The organism is Pseudomonas sp. PvP025, assembly GCF_017832155.1.
In the GTDB taxonomy this organism is placed as follows: domain Bacteria; phylum Pseudomonadota; class Gammaproteobacteria; order Pseudomonadales; family Pseudomonadaceae; genus Aquipseudomonas.
Genome location: NZ_JAFIBJ010000001.1, coordinates 3,114,471 through 3,136,740 on the forward strand (window position 1 = coordinate 3,114,471; position 22,270 = coordinate 3,136,740).

Annotated in this window: 18 protein-coding genes and 2 tRNA genes; 1 reads left to right on the plus strand and 19 read right to left on the minus strand. The window is 58.3% G+C overall.

What is annotated here, in order from left to right; all coding sequences use genetic code 11:
- Positions 1–137: 137 nt before the first annotated feature.
- From infB to rlmE, 11 genes are all read right to left on the minus strand, one after another.
- Positions 138–2,654, minus strand: coding sequence for a translation initiation factor IF-2 (gene infB, locus JOE32_RS13245; protein WP_209984906.1), 2,517 nt, complete (start codon positions 2,652–2,654; stop codon positions 138–140).
- A 27-nt stretch (positions 2,655–2,681) separates the two neighbouring features.
- Complete coding sequence (gene nusA, locus JOE32_RS13250) at positions 2,682–4,163, minus strand: transcription termination factor NusA (RefSeq protein WP_003235027.1); 1,482 nt, start codon at positions 4,161–4,163, stop codon at positions 2,682–2,684.
- A gap of 47 nt (positions 4,164–4,210) precedes the next feature.
- Entirely contained in the window at positions 4,211–4,669 is a 459-nt protein-coding gene (gene rimP / locus JOE32_RS13255) for a ribosome maturation factor RimP (protein ID WP_003235029.1), read from the minus strand.
- A 140-nt stretch (positions 4,670–4,809) separates the two neighbouring features.
- Positions 4,810–4,886, minus strand: a tRNA-Met gene (locus JOE32_RS13260).
- A 96-nt stretch (positions 4,887–4,982) separates the two neighbouring features.
- Positions 4,983–5,068, minus strand: a tRNA-Leu gene (locus JOE32_RS13265).
- Between the two features lie 22 nt (positions 5,069–5,090).
- Complete coding sequence (gene secG / locus JOE32_RS13270; RefSeq protein ID WP_003235031.1) at positions 5,091–5,474, minus strand: preprotein translocase subunit SecG; 384 nt, start codon at positions 5,472–5,474, stop codon at positions 5,091–5,093.
- Positions 5,475–5,478: 4 nt separating this feature from the next.
- A complete protein-coding gene (gene tpiA, locus JOE32_RS13275; RefSeq protein WP_209984908.1) occupies positions 5,479–6,234 on the minus strand; it encodes a triose-phosphate isomerase in 756 nt (251 codons plus the stop codon).
- A 66-nt stretch (positions 6,235–6,300) separates the two neighbouring features.
- The gene (gene glmM / locus JOE32_RS13280) at positions 6,301–7,638 is read right to left on the minus strand and encodes a phosphoglucosamine mutase (protein ID WP_003235035.1); all 1,338 of its coding nucleotides are present in this window, start codon (positions 7,636–7,638) and stop codon (positions 6,301–6,303) included.
- Between the two features lie 16 nt (positions 7,639–7,654).
- Positions 7,655–8,506 carry a dihydropteroate synthase gene (gene folP, locus JOE32_RS13285; protein WP_209984910.1) on the minus strand — a complete coding sequence of 284 codons (852 nt, stop codon included), beginning with the start codon at positions 8,504–8,506 and terminating at the stop codon, positions 7,655–7,657.
- A gap of 8 nt (positions 8,507–8,514) precedes the next feature.
- Positions 8,515–10,425 carry an ATP-dependent zinc metalloprotease FtsH gene (ftsH, locus tag JOE32_RS13290; protein ID WP_209984913.1) on the minus strand — a complete coding sequence of 637 codons (1,911 nt, stop codon included), beginning with the start codon at positions 10,423–10,425 and terminating at the stop codon, positions 8,515–8,517.
- Between the two features lie 200 nt (positions 10,426–10,625).
- Positions 10,626–11,276 (minus strand): 23S rRNA (uridine(2552)-2'-O)-methyltransferase RlmE, encoded by a 651-nt coding sequence (gene rlmE, locus JOE32_RS13295; protein WP_003235041.1) that lies wholly within the window; start codon positions 11,274–11,276, stop codon positions 10,626–10,628.
- Positions 11,277–11,381: 105 nt separating this feature from the next.
- Between rlmE and JOE32_RS13300 the strand changes: the two genes are divergently transcribed.
- The gene (locus JOE32_RS13300) at positions 11,382–11,690 is read left to right on the plus strand and encodes a YhbY family RNA-binding protein (RefSeq protein ID WP_017139256.1); all 309 of its coding nucleotides are present in this window, start codon (positions 11,382–11,384) and stop codon (positions 11,688–11,690) included.
- 9 nt (positions 11,691–11,699) lie between these two features.
- Here JOE32_RS13300 and JOE32_RS13305 read toward each other — a convergent pair whose 3' ends face one another.
- The 8 genes from JOE32_RS13305 to grpE all read right to left on the minus strand — a co-directional run bounded on the left by JOE32_RS13305 (position 11,700) and on the right by grpE (position 22,165).
- The gene (locus JOE32_RS13305) at positions 11,700–12,104 is read right to left on the minus strand and encodes an MFS transporter (RefSeq protein ID WP_209984916.1); all 405 of its coding nucleotides are present in this window, start codon (positions 12,102–12,104) and stop codon (positions 11,700–11,702) included.
- A gap of 28 nt (positions 12,105–12,132) precedes the next feature.
- Complete coding sequence (gene greA / locus JOE32_RS13310; RefSeq protein ID WP_003235048.1) at positions 12,133–12,609, minus strand: transcription elongation factor GreA; 477 nt, start codon at positions 12,607–12,609, stop codon at positions 12,133–12,135.
- Positions 12,606–15,827 (minus strand): carbamoyl-phosphate synthase large subunit, encoded by a 3,222-nt coding sequence (gene carB / locus JOE32_RS13315; RefSeq protein ID WP_209984933.1) that lies wholly within the window; start codon positions 15,825–15,827, stop codon positions 12,606–12,608. Before carB ends, greA begins: the two co-directional genes overlap by 4 nt.
- Positions 15,828–15,931: 104 nt before the next feature.
- Positions 15,932–17,068, minus strand: coding sequence for a glutamine-hydrolyzing carbamoyl-phosphate synthase small subunit (gene carA / locus JOE32_RS13320; protein ID WP_003235052.1), 1,137 nt, complete (start codon positions 17,066–17,068; stop codon positions 15,932–15,934).
- A 259-nt stretch (positions 17,069–17,327) separates the two neighbouring features.
- Positions 17,328–18,134 carry a 4-hydroxy-tetrahydrodipicolinate reductase gene (gene dapB, locus JOE32_RS13325; protein ID WP_209984936.1) on the minus strand — a complete coding sequence of 269 codons (807 nt, stop codon included), beginning with the start codon at positions 18,132–18,134 and terminating at the stop codon, positions 17,328–17,330.
- Positions 18,135–18,143: 9 nt separating this feature from the next.
- The gene (gene dnaJ / locus JOE32_RS13330; RefSeq protein ID WP_003235057.1) at positions 18,144–19,268 is read right to left on the minus strand and encodes a molecular chaperone DnaJ; all 1,125 of its coding nucleotides are present in this window, start codon (positions 19,266–19,268) and stop codon (positions 18,144–18,146) included.
- A gap of 317 nt (positions 19,269–19,585) precedes the next feature.
- Positions 19,586–21,502: a molecular chaperone DnaK gene (gene dnaK, locus JOE32_RS13335; RefSeq protein ID WP_003235059.1), complete on the minus strand. Its 1,917-nt coding sequence runs from the start codon at positions 21,500–21,502 to the stop codon at positions 19,586–19,588.
- 102 nt (positions 21,503–21,604) lie between these two features.
- Positions 21,605–22,165 (minus strand): nucleotide exchange factor GrpE, encoded by a 561-nt coding sequence (grpE, locus tag JOE32_RS13340; protein WP_003235061.1) that lies wholly within the window; start codon positions 22,163–22,165, stop codon positions 21,605–21,607.
- Positions 22,166–22,270: the final 105 nt, after the last annotated feature.

Below are 22,270 nucleotides of genomic sequence, written 5' to 3' on the forward strand. Positions count from 1 at the left end.
CACGGTGAAACCCGTGGGGTCTGAAAGCGGCAAACGCCCGGCCTGACAAAAGCCAGACCGGGCGTTGCGTTTAGAGTCCGGACACGGCGCCCGGCATTTGCATGCCGGAGCGCCGCGCGGCCCTTGAAGTACGCGAGTTAGAGGCTGCGAGCAACCTGAACCTTCTCGTAGACTTCGATCTTGTCGCCAGGCTTGACGTCGTTGTAGCTCTTGACGCCGATACCGCATTCCATGCCAGCACGCACTTCGGAAGCGTCATCCTTGAAGCGGCGCAGGGATTCCAGCTCGCCTTCGAAGATAACGATGTCTTCACGCAGTACACGGATTGGACGGTTACGGTGCACAACACCTTCGATAACCATGCAACCGGCGATCGCGCCGAATTTCGGCGAGCGGAACACGTCACGCACCTCGGCGATACCCAGGATGTTCTCCCGAACATCGCTGCCAAGCATGCCGGTAAGGGCTTTCTTGACGTCTTCGATGATGTCGTAGATGACGTTGTAGTAACGCATGTCCAGGCCTTCCTGCTCGACGATCTTGCGAGCGCCGGCATCGGCACGCACGTTGAAGCCGAACAGTACAGCGTTGGAAGCCAGTGCCAGGTTGGCGTCGGACTCGGTGATACCACCGACACCGCCACCGACAACGCGCACTTGCACTTCGTCGTTACCCAGGCCATTCAAGGCGCCGTTCAACGCTTCGAGGGAACCACGAACGTCAGATTTGAGAACGATGTTAAGCGTCTTCTTCTCTGCCTGGCCCATGTTTTCGAAGATGTTTTCCAGCTTGCCGGCGTGGGCACGGGCCAGTTTGACTTCGCGGAACTTGCCTTGACGGAACAGAGCCACTTCACGGGCTTTCTTCTCGTCCGACAGCACGCTCATTTCGTCGCCAGCGTCCGGGGTACCGTCCAGGCCGAGGATCTCGACAGGGATGGAAGGACCGGCTTCCTTGATGGGCTTACCGTTCTCGTCGAGCATGGCACGTACACGGCCATAGTTCGAACCGACCAGTACCATGTCGCCTTGGCGCAGGGTACCGTCTTGAACCAGAACGGTCGCAACCGGGCCACGCCCCTTGTCGAGACGCGATTCAACCACAACACCACGACCTGGGGCCGATGGAGTTGCTTTCAGTTCGAGTACTTCAGCTTGCAGCAGGACCGCTTCGAGCAGTTCGTCCACACCAGTACCGACTTTCGCCGAAACCGAAACGAACGGCGTATCACCGCCCCACTCTTCAGAAGTCACACCGTGAACCGACAGTTCGCTACGGATGCGATCGAGATCGGCGCCCGGCTTGTCGATCTTGTTCACTGCAACAACCAGTGGAACACCGGCAGCCTTGGCGTGCTGGACCGCTTCAATGGTCTGCGGCATCACGCCGTCGTCCGCTGCAACGACCAGAATCACGATGTCAGTCGCCTTGGCACCACGGGCACGCATTGCGGTAAACGCGGCGTGACCTGGGGTGTCGAGGAAGGTGACCATGCCGCGTTCGGTTTCAACGTGGTACGCACCGATGTGCTGGGTAATACCGCCGGCTTCGCCAGCAGCTACCTTGGCACGACGGATATAGTCGAGCAGGGAAGTCTTACCGTGGTCCACGTGACCCATTACGGTCACAACGGGTGCACGGGAGAACGTCTCACCTTCAAACTTCAGGGACTCAGCCAGGGAATCTTCCAGGGCCGTGTCGCTGACCAGGGTCACTTTGTGGCCCAACTCCTCAGCCACGAGCTGAGCAGTTTCCTGATCAAGCACCTGGTTGATGGTGGCCGGGGTGCCCAGTTTGAACATGAACTTGATGATTTCAGCCGCCTTGACCGACATCTGATTGGCGAGGTCGCCAACAGTGATGGTCTCGCCGATCTGCACATCACGCACGACAGGGCCGGTTGGGCTCTGGAAACCGTGGGCATTGCGCTTCTTCAGCTTGGCCTTGCCGCGACCACCACGACGGAAGCCATCGCTTTCTTCGTCGGTAGTACGTGGGGCAACGCGTGGCGCAGGCGCTTTCTCTTTGACCGAAGCACGATGCGGAGCGTTTTTGCGCTCGCCATCGCCACCGCCGCTGCGACGATTGTTGTCGTCGGCGCGTGGCTTGTCCGGGCGACGAGGTTCGTCGCGCTTACGGGCGTCGGCTGCCGGAGCAGGTGCAGCGGCAACCGGAGCGGCCTCACGCACAGCTTCAACAGGCGCAGCAACCGCGTCAGTGGCAGCAGGTTGCGCAGCCGCAGGCTGGCGACGCGCTTCTTCTTCGGCGCGACGCTTGGCTTCTTCTTCAGCCTTCTGACGTGCAGCATTTTCTACTGCGCGACGTTCTTCCAGATCGCGTTTGCGCTCGGCTTCGATTTCTTCCGGGCTGCGCTGTACGAAGACTTTCTTCTTGCGTACTTCAACGCTGATGCTCTTGCTACCCGCAACACGCAGGGTGCTGGTGGTTTTGCGCTGCAATGTAATCTTGCGCGGTTCTTCCACTTTCGCCTTGTGGCTGCTCTTCAAGTGAGTCAGCAAAGACTGCTTCTCACTATCGCTCACACCTTCGTCGGCGGCGGTGTGCGGCAGACCTGCCTCACGCATCTGCTGCAACAGGCGCTCTACCGGTGTTTTGACCTCATCGGCCAGTTGTTTCACCGTGACTTGCGTCATGCACTTCTCTCCTCAGGCCGCGCCTAATTACTCGAACCAATGGGCTCGGGCGGCCATGATCAACTTGCCGGCACGATCTTCGTCAATGCCGTCGATGTCGAGCAGATCGTCAATAGACTGCTCGGCCAGGTCTTCGCGGGTAATTACGCCGCGCACCGCCAGTTCCATCGCCAAATCCTTGTCCATACCCTCAAGCGAGAGCAGGTCTTCGGCCGGATGGGCGTCTGCCAGCTTTTCCTCAGTAGCGATGGCTTTAGTCAACAAACGATCCTTGGCCCGAGCGCGAAGCTCGTTGACGGTGTCTTCGTCAAAGCCGTCGATGTTGAGCATTTCTTCCAACGGTACGTAGGCAATCTCTTCCAGGCTGGTGAAGCCTTCATCTACCAGCACCTGCGCCAGATCTTCATCGACTTCCAGCTCTTCGATAAAGTTTCGCAGGATGTCACCGGTTTCAGCTTGCTGCTTAGCCTGGATGTCCGATTCGGTCATCACGTTCAGGGTCCAACCAGTCAGTTGGCTGGCCAGACGCACGTTCTGCCCACCACGACCAATGGCCTGAGCCAGATTGTCTGCGCCAACGGCGATGTCCATTGCATGGGCATCCTCGTCGACGATAATTGCCGCCACTTCAGCCGGCGACATGGCGTTGATCACGAACTGAGCCGGGTTATCGTCCCACAGCACGATATCAACACGCTCACCGCCCAACTCACCCGACACTGCCTGGACACGCGAACCGCGCATACCGATGCAAGCGCCCTGCGGGTCGATGCGTTTGTCCTTGGAGCGGACCGCGATCTTGGCGCGCGAACCCGGGTCGCGGGATGCTGCCATGACTTCGATCAGGCCTTCGGCGATTTCCGGCACTTCAATACGGAACAGCTCGATCAGCATTTCCGGCGCGGTACGCGACAGGATCAACTGAGGGCCGCGGTTCTCGGTGCGGATTTCCTTGAGCAGTGCACGCAAGCGCACACCCACACGGAAGGTTTCACGAGAAATGATGTCTTCACGGGCCAGCAACGCTTCAGCGTTGTTGCCCAGGTCAACGATCACGTTGTCGCGGGTAACTTTTTTGACGGTGCCGGAGATGATTTCACCCAGGCGCTCGCGATAGGCGTCAACGACTTGAGCGCGCTCGGCTTCGCGAACCTTCTGCACGATGACCTGTTTAGCGGTCTGTGCTGCGATACGGCCGAACTCGATCGATTCGATCTTTTCTTCGACGACATCGCCTACATTGGAACCGGGATGCGTTTCGGCAACCTTGCTCGGCCAGGTTTCGATGGCCGGATCATCAAGATCGGCTTCTTCGACGACTGTCCAGCGACGGAACGTCTCATAGGCACCGGTGTGGCGGTTGATTTCCACACGCAGATCAACTTCGTCCTCAAAACGCTTTTTGGTAGCGGTGGCCAGGGCCAGCTCCAGCGCTTCAAAAATCACGTTTGCCGGTACACCCTTTTCATTGGATACCGACTCAACAACCAGCAGTACTTCTTTGCTCATCGTACGCCTCGCCTTTCGCAAGCCATTGGATCCGCGGGATCCGCGTCTCAGTCAAAACTGGGAATAATGTTGGCCTTGTCGATCATATCGATCGGCAACAGGAACTCATGGTCTTCTACCTGCACCACGACATCCTGTTCTTCTACACCGCGCAGAAGGCCCTGAAAGTTGCGTCGCCCTTCGAACGGGGAGCGCAGCTTGATCTTCACTTGTTCACCGGCAAATTTTGCAAACTGATCAATAGTGAACAGTGGGCGTTCCATGCCTGGCGAGGAAACTTCGAGGGTGTATTCAACGGAAATCGGATCTTCAACATCCAGCACACCGCTGATCTGACGGCTGACAATGGCACAATCGTCCACCAGCACGCCGCCCTCTTTATCGATATAAACGCGCAACATTGAGTGGCGACCTTGAGCCGAGAACTCAATACCCCAGCATTCATAGCCCAGGGCCACGACCACCGGGGCCAGCAAGGCCTGCAACTCTTCTAGCTTGCTCGACACCTGAACCCCCTCGTGCATGTATGTGCATGCTGTGCAAAATAAAAAAATGGGCGAAACGCCCATCCTTGAAACGCCGTCGAACAGCGGCGTTGAAAGTGTCCAGCTAACAAAAAGCCCCTTAAAAGGGGCTCCGCTAAAACTGGTTGCGGGGGCCGGATTTGAACCGACGACCTTCGGGTTATGAGCCCGACGAGCTACCAGACTGCTCCACCCCGCGACAAAGCTGGGGCGGAAGTATACGACCGATCCCTTACAGGGTCAATGTAACCTTCCACCTACAAGAAAGCCCGCAACAGCGGGCTCTCCTGATAATTGGTACCGAGAAGGGGACTCGAACCCCTACACCCTATGGGCACAACCACCTCAAGGTTGCGTGTCTACCAATTCCACCACCTCGGCAATACAGCGTTTACAACCCTTCTTACTTTTGCTCTTGAGCTGGAGGTACGTCAGTCGCTGGAGTAGCCGACTTTTGCTCTTGAAGCACCGGGACATCATCAGAAGCCGGTTTCGCCTTTGGTACTTCCAACACTGCCGGGTTTGGCAAGCCTGCTTGAGTCAGCACATGAGCTTTCTCTTTAGCAAAGTAACCTAACCCCAAGCTGGTTATGAAGAAACCGGCGGCGAGTATAGCAGTAAACTTACTAAGAAAGGTAGAGGAACCTTGGCTTCCGAACACAGTATTTGAAGCACCTGCACCGAAAGACGCACCAGCATCCGCACCTTTGCCCTGTTGCAGCAAAACCAGGGCAACTACGCCCAAGGCAGCCAACAGATGAAAAACGACTACGACTGTTTCCAGCATTTTTTCAGTTTCCCGCGGCGCGACAGATCGCACCGAACTCATCTGCATTCAGGGAAGCTCCACCAATGAGCCCCCCATCGATATCCGGCATGCCGAACAGTTCGACCGCATTGGCCGCCTTCACGCTGCCGCCGTATAGAAGACGCACACCTTGTGCGACTTCAGAATTCTTTTCCGCCAACTGCGCACGAATGGCTGCGTGCACATCCTGCGCCTGTTGCGGTGTAGCAGTCAGTCCGGTGCCAATGGCCCAGACCGGCTCGTAAGCAATGACCGCGCTTGCAAACGCATCAACACCCAGCTCATCGATGATGCTGTCCAGCTGACGCGAGACAACCTCGATCGTCTTGCCCGATTCACGCTGCTCAAGGGTCTCCCCTACGCACAACACTGGAATCAAGCCACTGGCCTGCGCCGCTGCGAACTTGCGATTGAGCATCTGATCACTTTCGCCCATCAACTGGCGACGTTCCGAGTGCCCAACCAGTACATGGGTGCAACCCGCATCGACCAGCTGACTAGGCGCAACCTCACCCGTCAACGCGCCTTGGCCGGGCTCCACCGCAGAGTTCTGCGCGCCGACCTGAATCGACGTACCTTTCAAGCCATCAACCACTTGGCTGACATGCAACAAAGGCGGGAAAACTGCGACATCGACACCGCCAGGCAGGGCCAACTCACGAAGGCCGTCGATCAGCTCAGCGACACTGGCGCGGGTACCGTGCATCTTCCAGTTACCAGCTACCATCGTGCGACGCATGCTGTACCCCGTCGGTCAAAGTGGGCGCAGATGTTACCCAACCACACCATCACTGGCAAGCCGAATTCAGGCGCAAACTTCAGTTACCAGTTTTGCCAGGTCTTCGGCATGGCCGCGAACCTGTGTTTCGTCTTCACCTTCGACCATGACGCGCACCAGAGGCTCTGTGCCAGACTTGCGCAGCAACACGCGCCCACGCCCTTCCATCGCCAGCGTCACGCGCTCGCAGGCCTCTTTGACAGCCGGATGCTCGATTGGATTTTCACCACCGGCAAAACGCACATTGAGCAACACTTGTGGACACTTGCGCAGGGCCTGACGCGCCTGGGCAAGGCTTTCCTTGCGACGACGCAGAGCCAGCAGCACCTGCAATGCGGCAATAATTGCATCGCCCGTGGTGGTGTGCTGGAAACACACGACGTGCCCTGAGTTCTCTCCGCCTACCAACCAGTTACGCTCGAGCAGCTCGGCAATGACGTAACGGTCGCCAACGTTGGCGCGGATGAACGGAATACCCAGATCTGCCAGCGCCAACTCAAGCCCCAGGTTGCTCATCAATGTACCGACGACGCCACCTTGCAGCTTGTTACGCTCATGCAGGTCGCGCGCGATGATGAACAGCAGGTCATCGCCATCTACCACGGCGCCTGTGTGATCCACCATCAGCACGCGGTCACCGTCACCGTCGAAGGCAATACCCAGATCGGCATGCTCGGCGAGTACAGCCGCCTGCAATTGCTCCATATGGGTGGAACCGCAGTTGTCGTTGATGTTCAAGCCGTTGGGCTGGGCCGACAGCACGGTCACGTCGGCACCCAACTCCTTGAATACGCTTGGCGCGACCTTGTAGGTGGCACCATGGGCGCAATCAACCACAATCTTCAACCCGGCAAAACTGGTACTGGTGGGCACACTGCTTTTGCAGAATTCGATATAGCGGCCGGACGCGTCGTTGATCCGCGACACCTTGCCCAACTTGCTGGATTCAACCACCGTCATCGGCGCGTCCAGCAACTCTTCGATCATCAATTCGATCTCGTCCGGCAACTTGGTGCCCTGCCCCGAGAAAAATTTGATGCCATTGTCATCATGCGGGTTATGCGACGCACTGATCACGATACCGGCTTCAGCGTGAAAGGTACGCGTCAGGTAAGCAATCGCAGGCGTGGGCATTGGGCCCAGCAACATAACGTCGGCACCGGCGGCCGACAAGCCGGCCTCCAGGGCGGATTCGAACATGTAGCCTGAAATGCGTGTGTCCTTGCCTACCAGGATGCGGCACGCGCCCATGCTGCGGAACGCCATGCCTGCCGCCCAACCCAGCTTGAGCATGAAATCAGGGGTAATTGGAAATTCGCCGACCCGACCACGGATACCGTCGGTGCCAAAGTATTTTTTAGTCATAAGTGCTCCATCATTCTTATTCAGCTGATTCTACAGCGGCAATCATGCGCACCACATCAACAGTCTCGGCAACATCGTGCACACGCAGAATGCGCGCACCCTTGCCTACGGCAAGCGCGGCCAACGCGAGGCCGCCATACAAACGCTCACCTACCGGGCGATTCAAGGCCAGCCCTATCATGCTTTTGCGGGAAACGCCGACCAGCAACGGTCGACCAAGGGCATGCAGGGCTTCCATGTGTTTGAACAGGCTTAAATTGTGTTGCAGAGTCTTGGCGAAGCCAAAACCCGGATCAAGAATGACCCTCTCCGGCGCAATGCCTGCTGCGGCACACTGCGCCATGCGCCCAGCGAGAAAACCACTCACCTCGCCCACCAGGTCATCGTAATGGGGATTGTCCTGCATATTGCCGGGCTCGCCCAGCATATGCATCAGACAGACCGGCAGACCGGTCGCCGCAGCGGCATCCAGCGCGCCATCACGCCTCAGCGCACGCACATCATTGATCAGGCCGGCACCCAGCCGCGCGGTTTCGCGCATTACAGCGGGCGTCGAAGTATCGACCGAAATGATCACGTCCAGCTCGCGGGCGATGCACTCGACAATTGGCGCTACGCGCTCCAGCTCCTCCAGCGGAGAGACCACGCGCGCGCCAGGCCGGGTCGACTCGCCCCCCACATCAATCAAGGTCGCGCCAGCAGACACCATGGCCTCGGCATGACGCAAAGCGGCATCCCGTTGGCTAAAGCGGCCACCATCGGAGAAAGAATCGGGGGTTACATTGAGAATGCCCATGACATGTGTATGGGCCAAATCAAGAACCCGATTGCCGCAAGGCAACCGGGTGGAGGACAACGCAGAAGTCATTTCAAACCTTAGTGGTCAGCTGCAGGACCGCCAATCGGGGCTTCAGGGCGTTCGTTCTGAACCACAGGCGGAGTGCCCGAAGTACCCGAACCACCTTCCCAGTCGCGCGGCTCGCGCGGCGCACGACCGGCCATGATGTCGTCTATCTGATCGGCATCGATGGTCTCGTACTTCATCAGCGCGTCAGCCATGGCGTCCAGCTTGTCGCGATTGTCAGTCAGGATCTGCTTGGCCGTGCCGTAGCACTGGTCAATGATACTGCGCACTTCGGAGTCGATCAGCTTGGCTGTTTCACCGGAGAAGCTTGCGCTTTGACCACCACCGCCACGACCCAGGAACACTTCGCCTTCTTCCTCGGCATACATCAATGGGCCCAGTTTTTCCGACAAGCCCCACTTGGTCACCATGTTCCGCGCAATCTGGCTGGCGCGCATGATGTCGTTGGAGGCGCCGGTGGTGACCCCATCGAAGCCCAGGGTCATCTCCTCAGCGATTCGACCGCCATACAGCGAGCAGATCTGGCTGATCAACGCACGCTTGGAAAGGCTGTAACGATCCTCTTCCGGCAGGAACATGGTCACACCCAGGGCACGGCCGCGAGGAATGATCGAAACCTTGTAGACCGGGTCATGCTCAGGCACAACACGACCAACGATGGCGTGACCCGCCTCGTGGTAAGCAGTGTTCTGCTTCTCTTTCTCGGACATGACCATGGATTTGCGCTCGGCGCCCATCATGATCTTGTCCTTGGCCAGCTCGAACTCTTTCATTTCCACAATGCGCTTGCCGGTGCGGGCCGCAAACAGCGAAGCCTCGTTGACCAGGTTGGCCAGGTCGGCACCGGAGAAGCCTGGGGTACCACGGGCAATCACGCCCGGGGCCACATCGTCGCCCATTGGGACTTTGCGCATGTGTACTTTCAGGATCTGTTCACGACCACGGATATCCGGCAAACCAACCACAACCTGACGGTCGAAACGGCCTGGACGCAGCAACGCGGGGTCCAGCACGTCCGGACGGTTGGTCGCGGCAATCACGATGATGCCGTCATTCATCTCAAAACCGTCCATCTCGACCAGCAACTGGTTGAGGGTCTGCTCGCGCTCATCATGACCGCCGCCCATGCCGGCACCACGATGGCGACCCACAGCGTCGATTTCATCGATGAAGATGATGCATGGCGCGTGTTTCTTGGCCTGTTCGAACATGTCACGAACACGGCTGGCGCCGACGCCGACAAACATCTCGACAAAGTCGGAACCGGAAATCGTGAAGAAAGGCACCTTGGCTTCACCGGCAATCGCCTTGGCCAGCAAGGTTTTACCAGTACCCGGAGGACCGACCATCAGCACGCCGCGAGGAATACGGCCGCCAAGGCGCTGGAACTTGCCAGGATCGCGCAGGAACTCAACCAGCTCGCCTACTTCTTCCTTTGCCTCGTCGCAACCCGCGACGTCCGCCAATGTGGTCTTCACCTGATCTTCAGAAAGCAGACGCGCCTTGCTCTTGCCGAAGCTCATCGGCCCGCCCTTGCCCCCGGCGCCACCTTGCATCTGGCGCATGAAGAACATGAACACGGCAATGATCACCAGGATCGGGAAGCTCGCGACCAGGAGTTGGGTCCAGATGCTCTGCTGCTCAGGCTGCTTGCCCTCAACGACCACGTGGTTATCCACCAGATCGCCGATCAGACCGTTGTCCTGGATTGCCGGACGGATGGTCTTGAAGCTGTCGCCATCGCTGCGCTTACCGGTAATCACGTAGCCATCAACCGCTACGCGCTCGACCTTGCCATCCTTGACCTGCTGGATGAAGTCGGAATAGTTGAGGGTCTGCGGCTCGTTAGGGCTGGAGAAGTTGTTCATCACCGTCACCAGGACAGCCGCAATGATCAACCACAGGATCAGATTCTTTGCCATATCGTTCAATTAACTACCCTCTGAAGCAAGCTCCGCTGCTGGCGCGCGCTTCGCATGATATTCACCGGCCTAACTTACTACATTACCTACAACTCTTGCAGACGCCGTCTGTAACCCTTTGTGAAACTTTGACTACACAATATTCGTAAAGCTTCATTACGAAAGCGATTTAAAAAAACCTATCGCCCTGCTCGAACACATCAGAATCGCTCCTCGCTTGCCGCACCTTCTACCCCGCGGAACCCGCGGCACAGCAGGTACTGTTCACGGGATCTGTCCCGGGAAGAGTCTGGCTTGCGTGTCTGAACCTTGTCGAACAGCTTGCGGATGTTCTTGTGGTACTCGTCAAAACCTTCGCCCTGGAAGACCTTCACCAGAAAATCACCACCAGGGCGCAACACCCGACCCGCCAGATCCAGCGCCAGTTCACAGAGGAACATGGCGCGCGGCATATCGACAGCCGGTAACCCACTCATATTGGGGGCCATGTCGGAAATCACAAGGTCCACCTGAGAATTTCCCACGGCTTCCAGAATCTCGGCCAGGACAGAATCCTGGGTGAAGTCGCCGTGCACAAAGGTCACATCGGGGATGCTGTCCATCTCAAGGATGTCGGAAGCGATCAACCGGCCTTGCCCACCAATCAGACGACTGGTCACCTGGGACCAACCACCCGGTGCCGCACCCAGGTCGATGACGCTCATGCCTGGACGAATCAGTTTGTCCTTGTCCTGGATCTCCAGCAGTTTGTAGCTGGCCCGGGAACGGTAGCCGTCCTTCTGCGCCTTTTTGACGTAAGGATCGTTGAAATGCTCTTGCAGCCACTTAAGGCTAGTTTTGGAACGGGCCACGGGCCACCTCGAAAATAAAACGGGTCGTGATTAACTGGGCGGTCCCGGACTCGCTCGGGTAAACTGGCCGCCGCTTTTTACAAGATCAGACGCAGGGGTCAGATTATGCCGCTCACTCAAGAGCAGAAGAAACAGTACAAATCCATTGGCCACCATCTGAAACCAGTTTTGATTGTGGCTGACAACGGTTTGACTGAAGGTGTTTTAGCCGAACTTGAACGCGCATTGGGCGATCACGAACTGATCAAGATCAAGGTCAACATCCTTGACCGTGAAGCGCGCCTGGCGGCCATTGCAGAACTGTGCAAGGTCGGCAAGGCAGACCTGGTCCAGGTCATCGGCAAGATGGCGCTGCTGTACCGCAAGAACTTCAGCGTCAACAAGCAACTGTCGAACGTTCATCGCTTCAAGTAACGAAAAGGGTCACGGGCGTGCTTCGCGCGCCCCGCCACTCCACCCCGGCGCCGGCTGCATCACCAGCACCAGGCCGGAAAACCCTAACACAAGATAGCTGAACAGCTGCCAGCGCAACGCTTCCGGCAGCCAGATATGCACCGCGCAAAACATCGCGCAGGCATACAGCGCCATCAACAGCAGTTGTCCGCGAATATCCCGCAACAAACTCCCAGCGCCTTCAGCCGTAACCAGCACCAGCGCCTGGAGCGTCACGCACGCTGCTGCAAAACCCACCAGCAGCGCACTCAATAATCCGTCAATCTCATCGATCAGCATCGGCGCCAGGCCAATCAGGCCCAACGCGGGCAACACGCCGATGTGCAACAACCACAGGCCACCGACCCACAGCATCTGGGCCAATTGCCAAAGCATGGCGCCCGCACGCAGCGGGCGCCGTCTTTCAGACGTGACGAACTTCAACAATCTCGTACTCGATCACACCACCCGGCGTCTTAACGGCCACCACGTCACCCTCTTCCTTGGCAATCAAGGCACGGGCCAGCGGTGAACCTACGGAGATCTTGCCGAGTTTGAAGTCAGCTTCGTCCTCGCCCACGATGTGGTAGACGACGCTTTCATCAGTCTCGACGTTGGCGATTTCCACGGTCGTGCCGAAAATCACCTTGCCGGTCTTCGGAATCGTCGTCACATCGATAACCACCGAATTCTGCAGCCGGCCTTCGATGTCGCGAATACGCGCCTCGACCATGCCTTGCTGTTCGCGAGCGGCATGATATTCGGCGTTTTCCTTCAAGTCACCCAGCTCGCGGGCCGTACCGATGTCCTGGCTCAGCTTTGGACGTACGACCTTGGTCAGGTGGGCGTGCTCCTCTTCCAGGGCCTTGAAGCCCTGGACGGTCATTGGGTATTTGGTCATGCCTTCAATCCTGCGTGTAGATCCTGCAAGCGACGCACGGTCTTTTCCGGACCGAACTTGAGCGCTTCGCAGATGGCTTCGCCAGCAGCAATGGTGGTGGTGCAGTAGATCTTGTGCTGCAAGGCATTACGACGAATGGAGTAGGAGTCCGCGATCGACTGGCGACCTTCGGTGGTGTTAATGATCAACGTGACTTCGTCGTTCTTGATCATGTCGACCACGTGCGGACGGCCTTCCGTCACCTTGTTCACGCGACGTACTTTCAGGCCGGCAGCTTCGATCAGCTTGGCGGTCCCGGCGGTAGCCACGACTTCGAAGCCCAAGTTGATCAGATCACGGGCAACCCCTGCAACCAGTGGCTTGTCGTCATCACGCACGCTGATGAACGCAGTCCCGCCGGTCGGCAGCACTTCGCTGGCGCCCATCTGGGCCTTGGCGAAAGCTTCACCGAACGTATCACCCACACCCATCACTTCACCGGTGGACTTCATCTCAGGGCCCAGGATCGGGTCCACGCCAGGGAACTTGGCGAAGGGGAACACCGCCTCTTTCACACTGTAGAAGTTCGGAATGATTTCCTTGGTGAAGCCGATTTCCTTCAGGGTCTTACCGGCCATCACGCGGGCAGCGATCATGGCCAGGGACACACCGATGCACTTGGAAACAAACGGCACGGTACGCGAAGCACGCGGGTTGACTTCGATGACGTAGATGTCTTCGCCCTGCAGCGCCAACTGCACGTTCATCAGGCCGACCACACCCAGCTCCAGAGCCATTTTCTTGACCTGTTCGCGCATCTCGTCCTGGATGTGCGCCGGCAGCGAGTACGGCGGCAGCGAGCACGCGGAGTCACCGGAGTGAACGCCCGCCTGTTCAATGTGCTGCATGATTGCGCCGATTACCACGTCAGTGCCGTCGCACACCGCATCCACATCCATCTCGATGGCGCAGTTGAGGAAGTGGTCGAGCAGCACCGGGCTGTCGTTGGACACTTTCACCGCGTCACGCAGGTAACGCTTGAGTTCTTCTTCTTCGTAGACGATTTCCATCGCACGACCGCCCAGCACGTAGGACGGACGCACCACCAGTGGGTAACCGATCTTGCTGGCAGCACGGATGGCTTCGTCTTCGCTGCGCACGGTGGCGTTAGGCGGCTGACGCAGGTTCAGGCGCTCAACCATTTGCTGGAAGCGCTCACGGTCTTCGGCACGGTCGATGGCGTCCGGGCTGGTGCCGATGATCGGCACGCCGGCGGCTTCAAGGGCACGCGCCAGTTTCAGCGGGGTTTGGCCGCCGTACTGGACGATCACGCCTTTTGGCTTCTCGACACGGCAGATTTCCAGCACGTCTTCCAGGGTCACCGGCTCGAAGTACAGGCGATCAGAGGTGTCGTAGTCGGTGGAAACAGTTTCCGGGTTGCAGTTGACCATGATGGTCTCGTAGCCGTCTTCGCGCAGGGCGAGAGCGGCGTGTACGCAGCAGTAGTCGAACTCGATGCCCTGGCCGATACGGTTGGGGCCGCCACCGAGGATCATGATCTTGTCGCGTCCCGACGGCGCGGCTTCGCACTCTTCCTCGTAGGTGGAGTACATGTACGCGGTGTCGGTGGCGAACTCGGCCGCGCAAGTGTCAACGCGCTTGTAGACCGGGAAGATGTCCAGCTTGTGACGATGGGTGCGCAGGTTTTTCTCGGTCACACCCAGCAGCTTGGCCAGGCGTTGGTCGGAAAAGCCTTTGCGCTTGAGGCGGAACATCAGGTCGCGGTCGATAGACGACAGACCGAGTGTCTTGACCTTCTCTTCTTCCTTGATCAGATCTTCGATCTGCACCAGGAACCATGGGTCGATCATGTTCATGCCGAAGATATCTTCGACGGTCATGCCCGCGCGGAAAGCATCGGCCACATACCAGATACGCTCGGCACCCGGTACGGTCAACTCACGCTTGAGGACGCTCATGCTTTCCGGGTTGCTCAGGTCGAGCTTCTCGTCCAGACCGCAAACGCCAACTTCCAGGCCACGCAGGGCTTTCTGCAAGGATTCCTGGAAGGTCCGGCCGATGGCCATGACTTCACCCACGGATTTCATCTGGGTGGTCAGGCGCGCGTCAGCCTTGGCGAACTTCTCGAAAGCAAAGCGCGGCAGCTTGGTCACAACGTAGTCGATGGATGGCTCGAAAGACGCCGGCGTGGCGCCGCCCGTGATTTCGTTTTGCAGCTCGTCCAGGGTGTAACCGATAGCCAATTTGGCAGCGATGCGCGCAATCGGGAAACCGGTCGCTTTCGAGGCCAGCGCCGATGAACGCGATACACGCGGGTTCATCTCGATCACGACCATGCGGCCGGTGTCCGGGCAGATGCCGAACTGAACGTTGGAACCGCCGGTTTCAACGCCGATCTCACGCAATACCGCCAACGAGGCGTTACGCATGATCTGGTATTCCTTGTCCGTCAGGGTCTGCGCTGGAGCAACGGTGATCGAGTCACCGGTGTGCACGCCCATCGGGTCGAAGTTTTCGATGGAGCAGACAATGATGCAGTTGTCCTTTTTGTCGCGGACAACTTCCATCTCGTATTCTTTCCAGCCGATCAGGGATTCGTCGATCAGCAGCTCTTTGGTCGGCGACAGGTCCAGGCCACGGGCGCAGATTTCTTCGAACTCTTCGCGGTTGTAAGCAATACCGCCACCGGTGCCGCCCATGGTGAACGACGGACGGATGATGCACGGGAAGCCCAGCTTTTCGAGAACCGCGTTGGCCTCTTCCATGCTGTGGGCGATACCGGAGCGCGGGCAGTCCAGACCGATGGACTTCATGGCCTTGTCGAAACGCGAACGGTCTTCAGCCTTGTCGATGGTGTCGGCGTTGGCACCGATCATCTCCACGCCGAACTTCTCCAGAACGCCTTCGCGTTCCAGGTCCAGGGCGCAGTTCAGAGCGGTCTGGCCACCCATGGTCGGCAGCAGGGCGTCCGGACGCTCTTTCTCGATGATCTTGGCAACGGTCTGCCATTTGATCGGCTCGATGTAGGTGGCGTCGGCCATGTCCGGGTCGGTCATGATGGTGGCCGGGTTGGAGTTCACCAGGATGACGCGATAGCCCTCTTCACGCAGGGCTTTACAAGCCTGGGCGCCGGAGTAGTCGAATTCGCAGGCCTGGCCGATCACGATCGGGCCGGCGCCGAGAATCAGGATGCTTTTTATGTCTGTACGTTTTGGCATGGGTTTGTCACTCAAATCCGCAGGTCAGTCGGCAAGCCGTCTTGAACAATCTTGAAGTGCCTGCGGGGGCCACCGAAAACCGGGGCCGCCCGCAGGCCGCTCAGTCAGCGTCGCTTGGCCATTTCATTGATGAAACGGTCGAACAGCGGCGCTACGTCGTTCGGGCCCGGGCTCGCTTCAGGGTGGCCCTGGAAGCTGAACGCGCTCTTGTCGGTGCGCTCGATGCCTTGCAGGGAACCGTCGAACAGCGACTTGTGAATCGCGCGCACGTTGCTTGGCAAAGTCGCTTCGTCCACCGCGAAACCGTGGTTCTGGCTGGTGATCATCACAATGCCAGTGTCCAGGTCTTGCACCGGATGGTTGGCCCCGTGATGGCCATGCCCCATTTTCAGGGTCTTGGCGCCGGAGGCCAGGGCCAGCAACTGGTGGCCCAGGCAGATGCCGAATACCGGAATCTCGGTCTCCAGCACATCTTTGATGGCCTGGATCGCGTAGTCACAAGGCTCGGGGTCGCCCGGGCCGTTGGACAGGAACACGCCGTCCGGTTGCAGGGCCAGTACGTCGCTGGCAGGGGTTTGCGCCGGCACCACGGTCACGCGGCAGCCACGCTCGACCAGCATGCGCAGGATGTTGTACTTCACGCCGTAGTCATAAGCGACCACGTGGTAAGGCAGCTCGGCGGCATCGATGGTCGCGTGGCTGTCGGTCTTCAAGTCCCAGACCGTGGAGCGCCACTCGTACTTCTCTTTGACGCTGACGACTTTAGCCAGGTCCATGCCTTTGAGGCCTGGGAAGCCCTGGGCTGCGGCAATCGCCGCCTCTTCGGAAATATTGTCACCGACCATGATACAGCCGTTCTGCGAGCCTTTTTCACGCAGGATGCGCGTGAGGCGGCGCGTATCGATACCGGCGATCGCCACAACATTGTTGGCTTTCAGGTAATCGGACAGCGACATCGTGTTACGCCAGTTGCTCGCTACCAGCGGCAGGTCACGAATGACCAGGCCAGCCGACCAGACACGATCAGACTCGACATCTTCCGGCGTGGTACCGGTGTTGCCGATGTGCGGATAGGTCAGGGTAACGATCTGTTGGGCGTAGGAAGGATCGGTAAGGATTTCCTGATAGCCGGTCATGGCAGTGTTAAACACTACCTCTCCAACGGTCTGACCGTCGGCTCCAATGGCTTCGCCGCGAAAAATGCTGCCATCAGCAAGGGCGAGTATGGCTGGCTTAGTCAAGAAGACCTCCCGTAAATAAAGCCTGAAAGGGCGATCGCAGGTTGTAAAAAAGCGGAGTGACGTATGGACACGTCACCCCGCTTCTTCACTGAATTATTCTGCGCGCTTTTAGTGAACACACTAAAGCTGTAGGTTACAGAAAAAGCCTTTTTTGGTCCACCGCTAATAAGCCTTGAAGGCAGAGGAATGCGACAGGGCGTCGCTTAGCGGGTAAAAACGGAGCCCAGGAATAGTCCTGAGCCCCCTTTTTGACGACTGCCTAGTGCAGGTCCAGCACATCGCGCATGTCGTAAAGGCCCGGCTCGCGACTTTCAAGCCACAGCGCAGCACGTACCGCGCCCTTGGCAAACGTCATACGGCTGGAGGCCTTGTGGGTGATCTCCAATCGCTCGCCTTCGGTGGCGAACAGCACGGTGTGATCACCCACTACATCTCCACCACGAACGGTAGCGAAACCAATCGTGTCACGCGCACGCGCGCCGGTATGACCTTCCCGACCGTAGACCGCGACCTTCGACAAATCACGACCTAGCGCATCGGCAATCGCCTCACCCATGCGCAGCGCGGTACCCGATGGCGCATCGATCTTGTGACGGTGATGGGTTTCAATGATCTCGATATCCGCCTCATCTCCCAGCACGCGCGCCGCCAGGTCCAGCAACTTGAGCGAAAGATTCACGCCCACGCTGAAATTGGCCGCGAACACCACAGGAATATCCCTGCCCGCCTCCACCAGGAGCTGTTTCTGCTCGGCACTGAGGCCCGTGGTGCCAATCACCATGGCCTTGCCCGCCTTGCGGCAGAACGCCAGGTTTTTCAGCATCACGTCCGGCAGCGTGAAGTCGATCAGTACGTCGAACTCGTCAGCCACCTGCTCCAGATTGCCGGACAGCGACACACCGATGCGCCCCAGCGAGGCCAACTCACCGGCATCCGCACCGATCAGCGTACTGCCCGGACGAACGATTGCTGCAGTCAGCCCCGACGCCGGCGAGCGCTGCTGCACCGCTTCGACCAACGTCTTGCCCATGCGCCCGGCAGCGCCCATCACGGCTATACGTCGCATACTCATTCCTTACAGGTCGCCGAAAAAGCGCTTCACGCCATCGAAGAAGCCCGTGGTCTTGGGCGAGTGGGAGTCGTCGCCTTCCAGCGAGCTGCGGAATTCCTCCAGCAGCTCACGTTGACGGCGGCCCAGATTGACCGGAGTCTCTACCGCAACACGGCACATCAGGTCGCCCGCACCGCCACCGCGCACCGGCGCAACGCCTTTGCCACGAATACGGAACTGCTTGCCGGTCTGGGTGCCTTCCGGGATCTTGAGCTTCACGCGACCATCGAGCGTCGGAATTTCCAACTCGCCGCCCAACGCCGCATCCACAAAGCTGATCGGCACTTCACAGAACAGGTGCTTGCCATCGCGTTGGAAGATCGAGTGCTCGCGCACACTGATCACCACGTACAGGTCGCCCGTAGGCCCGCCCTGGGCACCCGCCTCGCCTTCGCCCGACAGACGAATGCGGTCACCGGTATCCACACCTGCCGGTACTTTCACCGAAAGGGTCTTGTACTCTTCGACACGCCCTTCGCCGTGGCAGGAATCACACGGATCAGAAATGATCTTGCCCTGACCATGGCAACGTGGGCAGGTCTGCTGCACCGAGAAGAAACCCTGCTGCATGCGCACCTGGCCAATGCCGCCACAGGTCGGGCAGGTAATCGGCGAGGAGCCCTTCTTGGCACCCGAACCATCGCACGGCTTGCAGTTGACCAGCGTCGGCACACGAATATTGACGCTGGTACCACGCACGGCCTCCTCAAGATTCAGCTCAAGGGTGTAGCGCAGGTCGCTGCCACGCTGGGCGCCACCGCGCTGACCACCCCGGCCACCGCCAAAGAAGTCACTGAACACATCACCGAAAATATCGGAGAAATTCTGCCCGCCAAAGCCGGCACCGCCGCCGCCCATGCTTGGGTCGACGCCTGCATGACCATACTGGTCGTAGGCTGCACGCTTGTTGGGGTCAGACAGACATTCATAGGCCTCATTGGCCTCCTTGAACATCTCTTCGGATTCTTTGCTGTCCGGATTACGGTCCGGGTGATGCTTCATCGCCAGGCGACGGTAGGCCTTTTTCAGGTCCGCCTCGCTGGAGCCACGCTCCACGCCCAACACTTCGTAATAGTCACGCTTTGCCATAAGTCTTTGCACTCTTAAGGACGTTCGGCCAGACCCTCCTGAGCCCCGCCAAACTCGTTGAGCCCCAATACAGGCCCGGACCCAACTCACGTCAATTCAACGATCCTGGTCATTACTGCTTTTTAGCCAGGCAGCCGGCCAAAAGCGCGGTATTTATTGCTCGGAAAGCAGGAGCATTCCCGATCACACCGCCAGCATCCGAACGCTGTCGCATGCTGTAAAAATTTGCATACCCCAGACACGCCAACGCGGGAGCAAGCTCCCGCGCGGCGACATCCTACCAGTCACCGCTGGAAAGCGGTCAACCGGGCGACCTGTTACTTCTGGTCTTTGACTTCTTCGAACTCGGCATCAACCACGTCATCGTGCTTGGCTTCAGGCTCTGCCTGCTGCGCAGCACCCTCGGCCGGCTGACCTTGTTCGGCGTACATTTTCTGAGCAACCGGCGCGGAGACTTTCGACAGTTCCTCGACCTTCGCTTCGATGGCAGCCTTGTCGTCACCTTTAACGGCAGCTTCCAGGGCAACCACGGCAGCTTCGATCGCGGCCTTCTCTTCAGCGGTCACTTTGTCGCCAGCGTCAGCGATCATCTTGCGAGTCGAGTGAACCAGCGCGTCACCCTGGTTACGGGCACCGGCCAGTTCTTCGAACTTCTTGTCCGCTTCAGCGTTGGTTTCAGCATCACGAATCATCTGTTGAATTTCTTCATCAGACAGACCGGAGTTGGCCTTGATGGTGATCTTCTGCTCTTTACCGGTGGCCTTGTCTTTCGCGCCGACGTGCAGGATGCCGTTGGCGTCGATGTCAAAGGTCACTTCGATTTGCGGCACGCCGCGTGGTGCTGGTGGAATCTCGGCCAGGTCGAACTTGCCCAGGGACTTGTTCTGCGCAGCCTGCTTACGCTCACCTTGCAGCACGTGAATGGTCACGGCGCCCTGGTTGTCATCGGCAGTCGAGAACACCTGGGATTTCTTGGTAGGAATCGTGGTGTTTTTCTCGATCAGCGCGGTCATCACGCCGCCCATGGTTTCGATACCCAGGGTCAGCGGGCTGACGTCCAGCAGCAACACGTCTTTAACGTCACCCGCCAATACCGCGCCCTGGATGGCAGCACCCATGGCAACAGCTTCGTCCGGGTTCACGTCTTTACGTGCTTCCTTGCCGAAGAACTCGGTCACCAGCTTCTGCACCAGTGGCATACGGGTCTGACCGCCGACGAGGATGACGTCGTTGATCGCGCCCACATCGATGCCGGAATCTTTCAGCGCAATGCGGCAAGGTTCGATGGTGCGTTGAACCAGGTCTTCAACCAGAGCTTCGAGCTTGGAGCGCGAGATTTTCACGTTCAAGTGCTTTGGACCGGTAGCATCTGCAGTGATGTAAGGCAGGTTCACATCGGTCGACTGCGAGGAAGACAGTTCGATCTTGGCCTTCTCGGCCGCCTCTTTCAGGCGCTGCATGGCCAGCGGGTCACCTTTGAGGTTCATGCCGCTTTCTTTCTTGAATTCGTCAACGAGGTAGTCGATCAGACGAATGTCAAAGTCTTCACCACCCAGGAAGGTGTCGCCGTTGGTGGCCAACACTTCGAACTGGTGCTCGCCGTCCACTTCCGCGATCTCGATCACGGAGACGTCGAAGGTACCGCCACCCAGGTCATAAACGATCACGGTGTGATCGCCCTTGGCCTTGTCCATGCCGTAAGCCAGAGCGGCTGCGGTGGGCTCGTTGATGATACGTTTAACGTCCAGGCCCGCGATGCGGCCGGCGTCTTTGGTCGCCTGACGCTGGCTGTCGTTGAAGTAGGCCGGAACGGTGATCACCGCTTCGGTGACTGTTTCGCCCAGGTAATCTTCGGCAGTCTTCTTCATCTTTTTCAAGATTTCAGCCGAGATTTGCGGCGGCGACATTTTCTGGCCGTTCACTTCAACCCAGGCGTCACCGTTGTCAGCCTTGGCGATTTTGTACGGGACCATCTTGATGTCTTTCTGCACGACTTCTTCGTCGAACTTTCGACCGATCAGACGCTTCACCGCGTACAGGGTGTTGTGCGGGTTGGTCACAGCCTGACGCTTGGCCGACTGACCCACCAGAATTTCGCCATCGTTGGCGTAAGCGATGATCGACGGCGTGGTACGCGCGCCTTCGGCGTTTTCGATAACTTTAGCTACGCCGTTTTCCAGCACGGAGACGCAGGAGTTGGTGGTCCCCAGGTCGATACCGATAATTTTGCCCATGATTTACTCTCCCGAAACTTGAATTTGGATGCCGCAGCAGTGGTGGCTAACTGCGGTAGCACTTAAACGCTTGACTTATAAATGGGGGCCTTGCGGCGGATTTCAAGCCTGCTCATCAATAGAAGGTGCAGCCGGTGCCGGTGCCTTGCTGACCACCACCATTGCCGGGCGCAGCAAGCGACCGTTAAGTTGGTAACCCTTCTGGAACACCTTCAACACACTGTTAGGCTCCAGGTCATGGCTTTCCTGCATGGCCATGGCTTGGTGATGTTCGGCGTTGAACGGCTCGCCGCCTTGCGGATCGATCGCCTCCAGTTGATAACGCTTCAGGGTGTCCTGGAACATTTTCAGGGTCAGCTCAATACCTTCGCGCATCGGGCGGATGTTTTCGTCGTCCGGGTTGGACAATTCGAGCCCACGCTCCAGGCTGTCGATGATCGGCAGCAGATCATTGGCGAATTTTTCCAGCGCGAATTTATGTGCCTTTTCCACATCCTGCTCGGCGCGGCGGCGGACGTTCTGCAGATCGGCAGCAACACGCAGAGACTGGTCCTGCGCGGCGACCAATTGCTCTTCGAGCACTTGCACACGAGTCGCCAGTTCATCGCCGACAGCCGAATTGGCGTCTGGCGCTTGCGTATCCTGCGTCTGTTCGTCAGCCATAGATTTCTCCTTTCAAAATCATGCGCGAACTCAACTCGCGCTTCTGTTCCGGTATATGGGGCCACAATTTTCAGGTTCAAGAGCGCGTTCGTTACCAAAAGTCTT

Excerpts from the sequence above, each read along its gene's own strand:
- carB (WP_209984933.1), bottom strand. The coding sequence starts at position 15,827 with ATGCCAAAACGTACAGACATAAAAAGCATCCTGATTCTCGGCGCCGGC.
- dnaJ (WP_003235057.1), bottom strand. The coding sequence starts at position 19,268 with ATGGCAAAGCGTGACTATTACGAAGTGTTGGGCGTGGAGCGTGGCTCC.
- greA (WP_003235048.1), bottom strand. The coding sequence starts at position 12,609 with ATGACCAAATACCCAATGACCGTCCAGGGCTTCAAGGCCCTGGAAGAG.
- JOE32_RS13305 (WP_209984916.1), bottom strand. The coding sequence starts at position 12,104 with ATGCTTTGGCAATTGGCCCAGATGCTGTGGGTCGGTGGCCTGTGGTTG.
- secG (WP_003235031.1), bottom strand. The coding sequence starts at position 5,474 with ATGCTGGAAACAGTCGTAGTCGTTTTTCATCTGTTGGCTGCCTTGGGC.
- nusA (WP_003235027.1), bottom strand. The coding sequence starts at position 4,163 with ATGAGCAAAGAAGTACTGCTGGTTGTTGAGTCGGTATCCAATGAAAAG.
- tpiA (WP_209984908.1), bottom strand. The coding sequence starts at position 6,234 with ATGCGTCGCACGATGGTAGCTGGTAACTGGAAGATGCACGGTACCCGC.
- infB (WP_209984906.1), bottom strand. The coding sequence starts at position 2,654 with ATGACGCAAGTCACGGTGAAACAACTGGCCGATGAGGTCAAAACACCG.
- ftsH (WP_209984913.1), bottom strand. The coding sequence starts at position 10,425 with ATGGCAAAGAATCTGATCCTGTGGTTGATCATTGCGGCTGTCCTGGTG.
- folP (WP_209984910.1), bottom strand. The coding sequence starts at position 8,506 with ATGACTTCTGCGTTGTCCTCCACCCGGTTGCCTTGCGGCAATCGGGTT.
- grpE (WP_003235061.1), bottom strand. The coding sequence starts at position 22,165 with ATGGCTGACGAACAGACGCAGGATACGCAAGCGCCAGACGCCAATTCG.
- dnaK (WP_003235059.1), bottom strand. The coding sequence starts at position 21,502 with ATGGGCAAAATTATCGGTATCGACCTGGGGACCACCAACTCCTGCGTC.
- JOE32_RS13300 (WP_017139256.1), top strand. The coding sequence starts at position 11,382 with ATGCCGCTCACTCAAGAGCAGAAGAAACAGTACAAATCCATTGGCCAC.
- glmM (WP_003235035.1), bottom strand. The coding sequence starts at position 7,638 with ATGACTAAAAAATACTTTGGCACCGACGGTATCCGTGGTCGGGTCGGC.
- dapB (WP_209984936.1), bottom strand. The coding sequence starts at position 18,134 with ATGCGACGTATAGCCGTGATGGGCGCTGCCGGGCGCATGGGCAAGACG.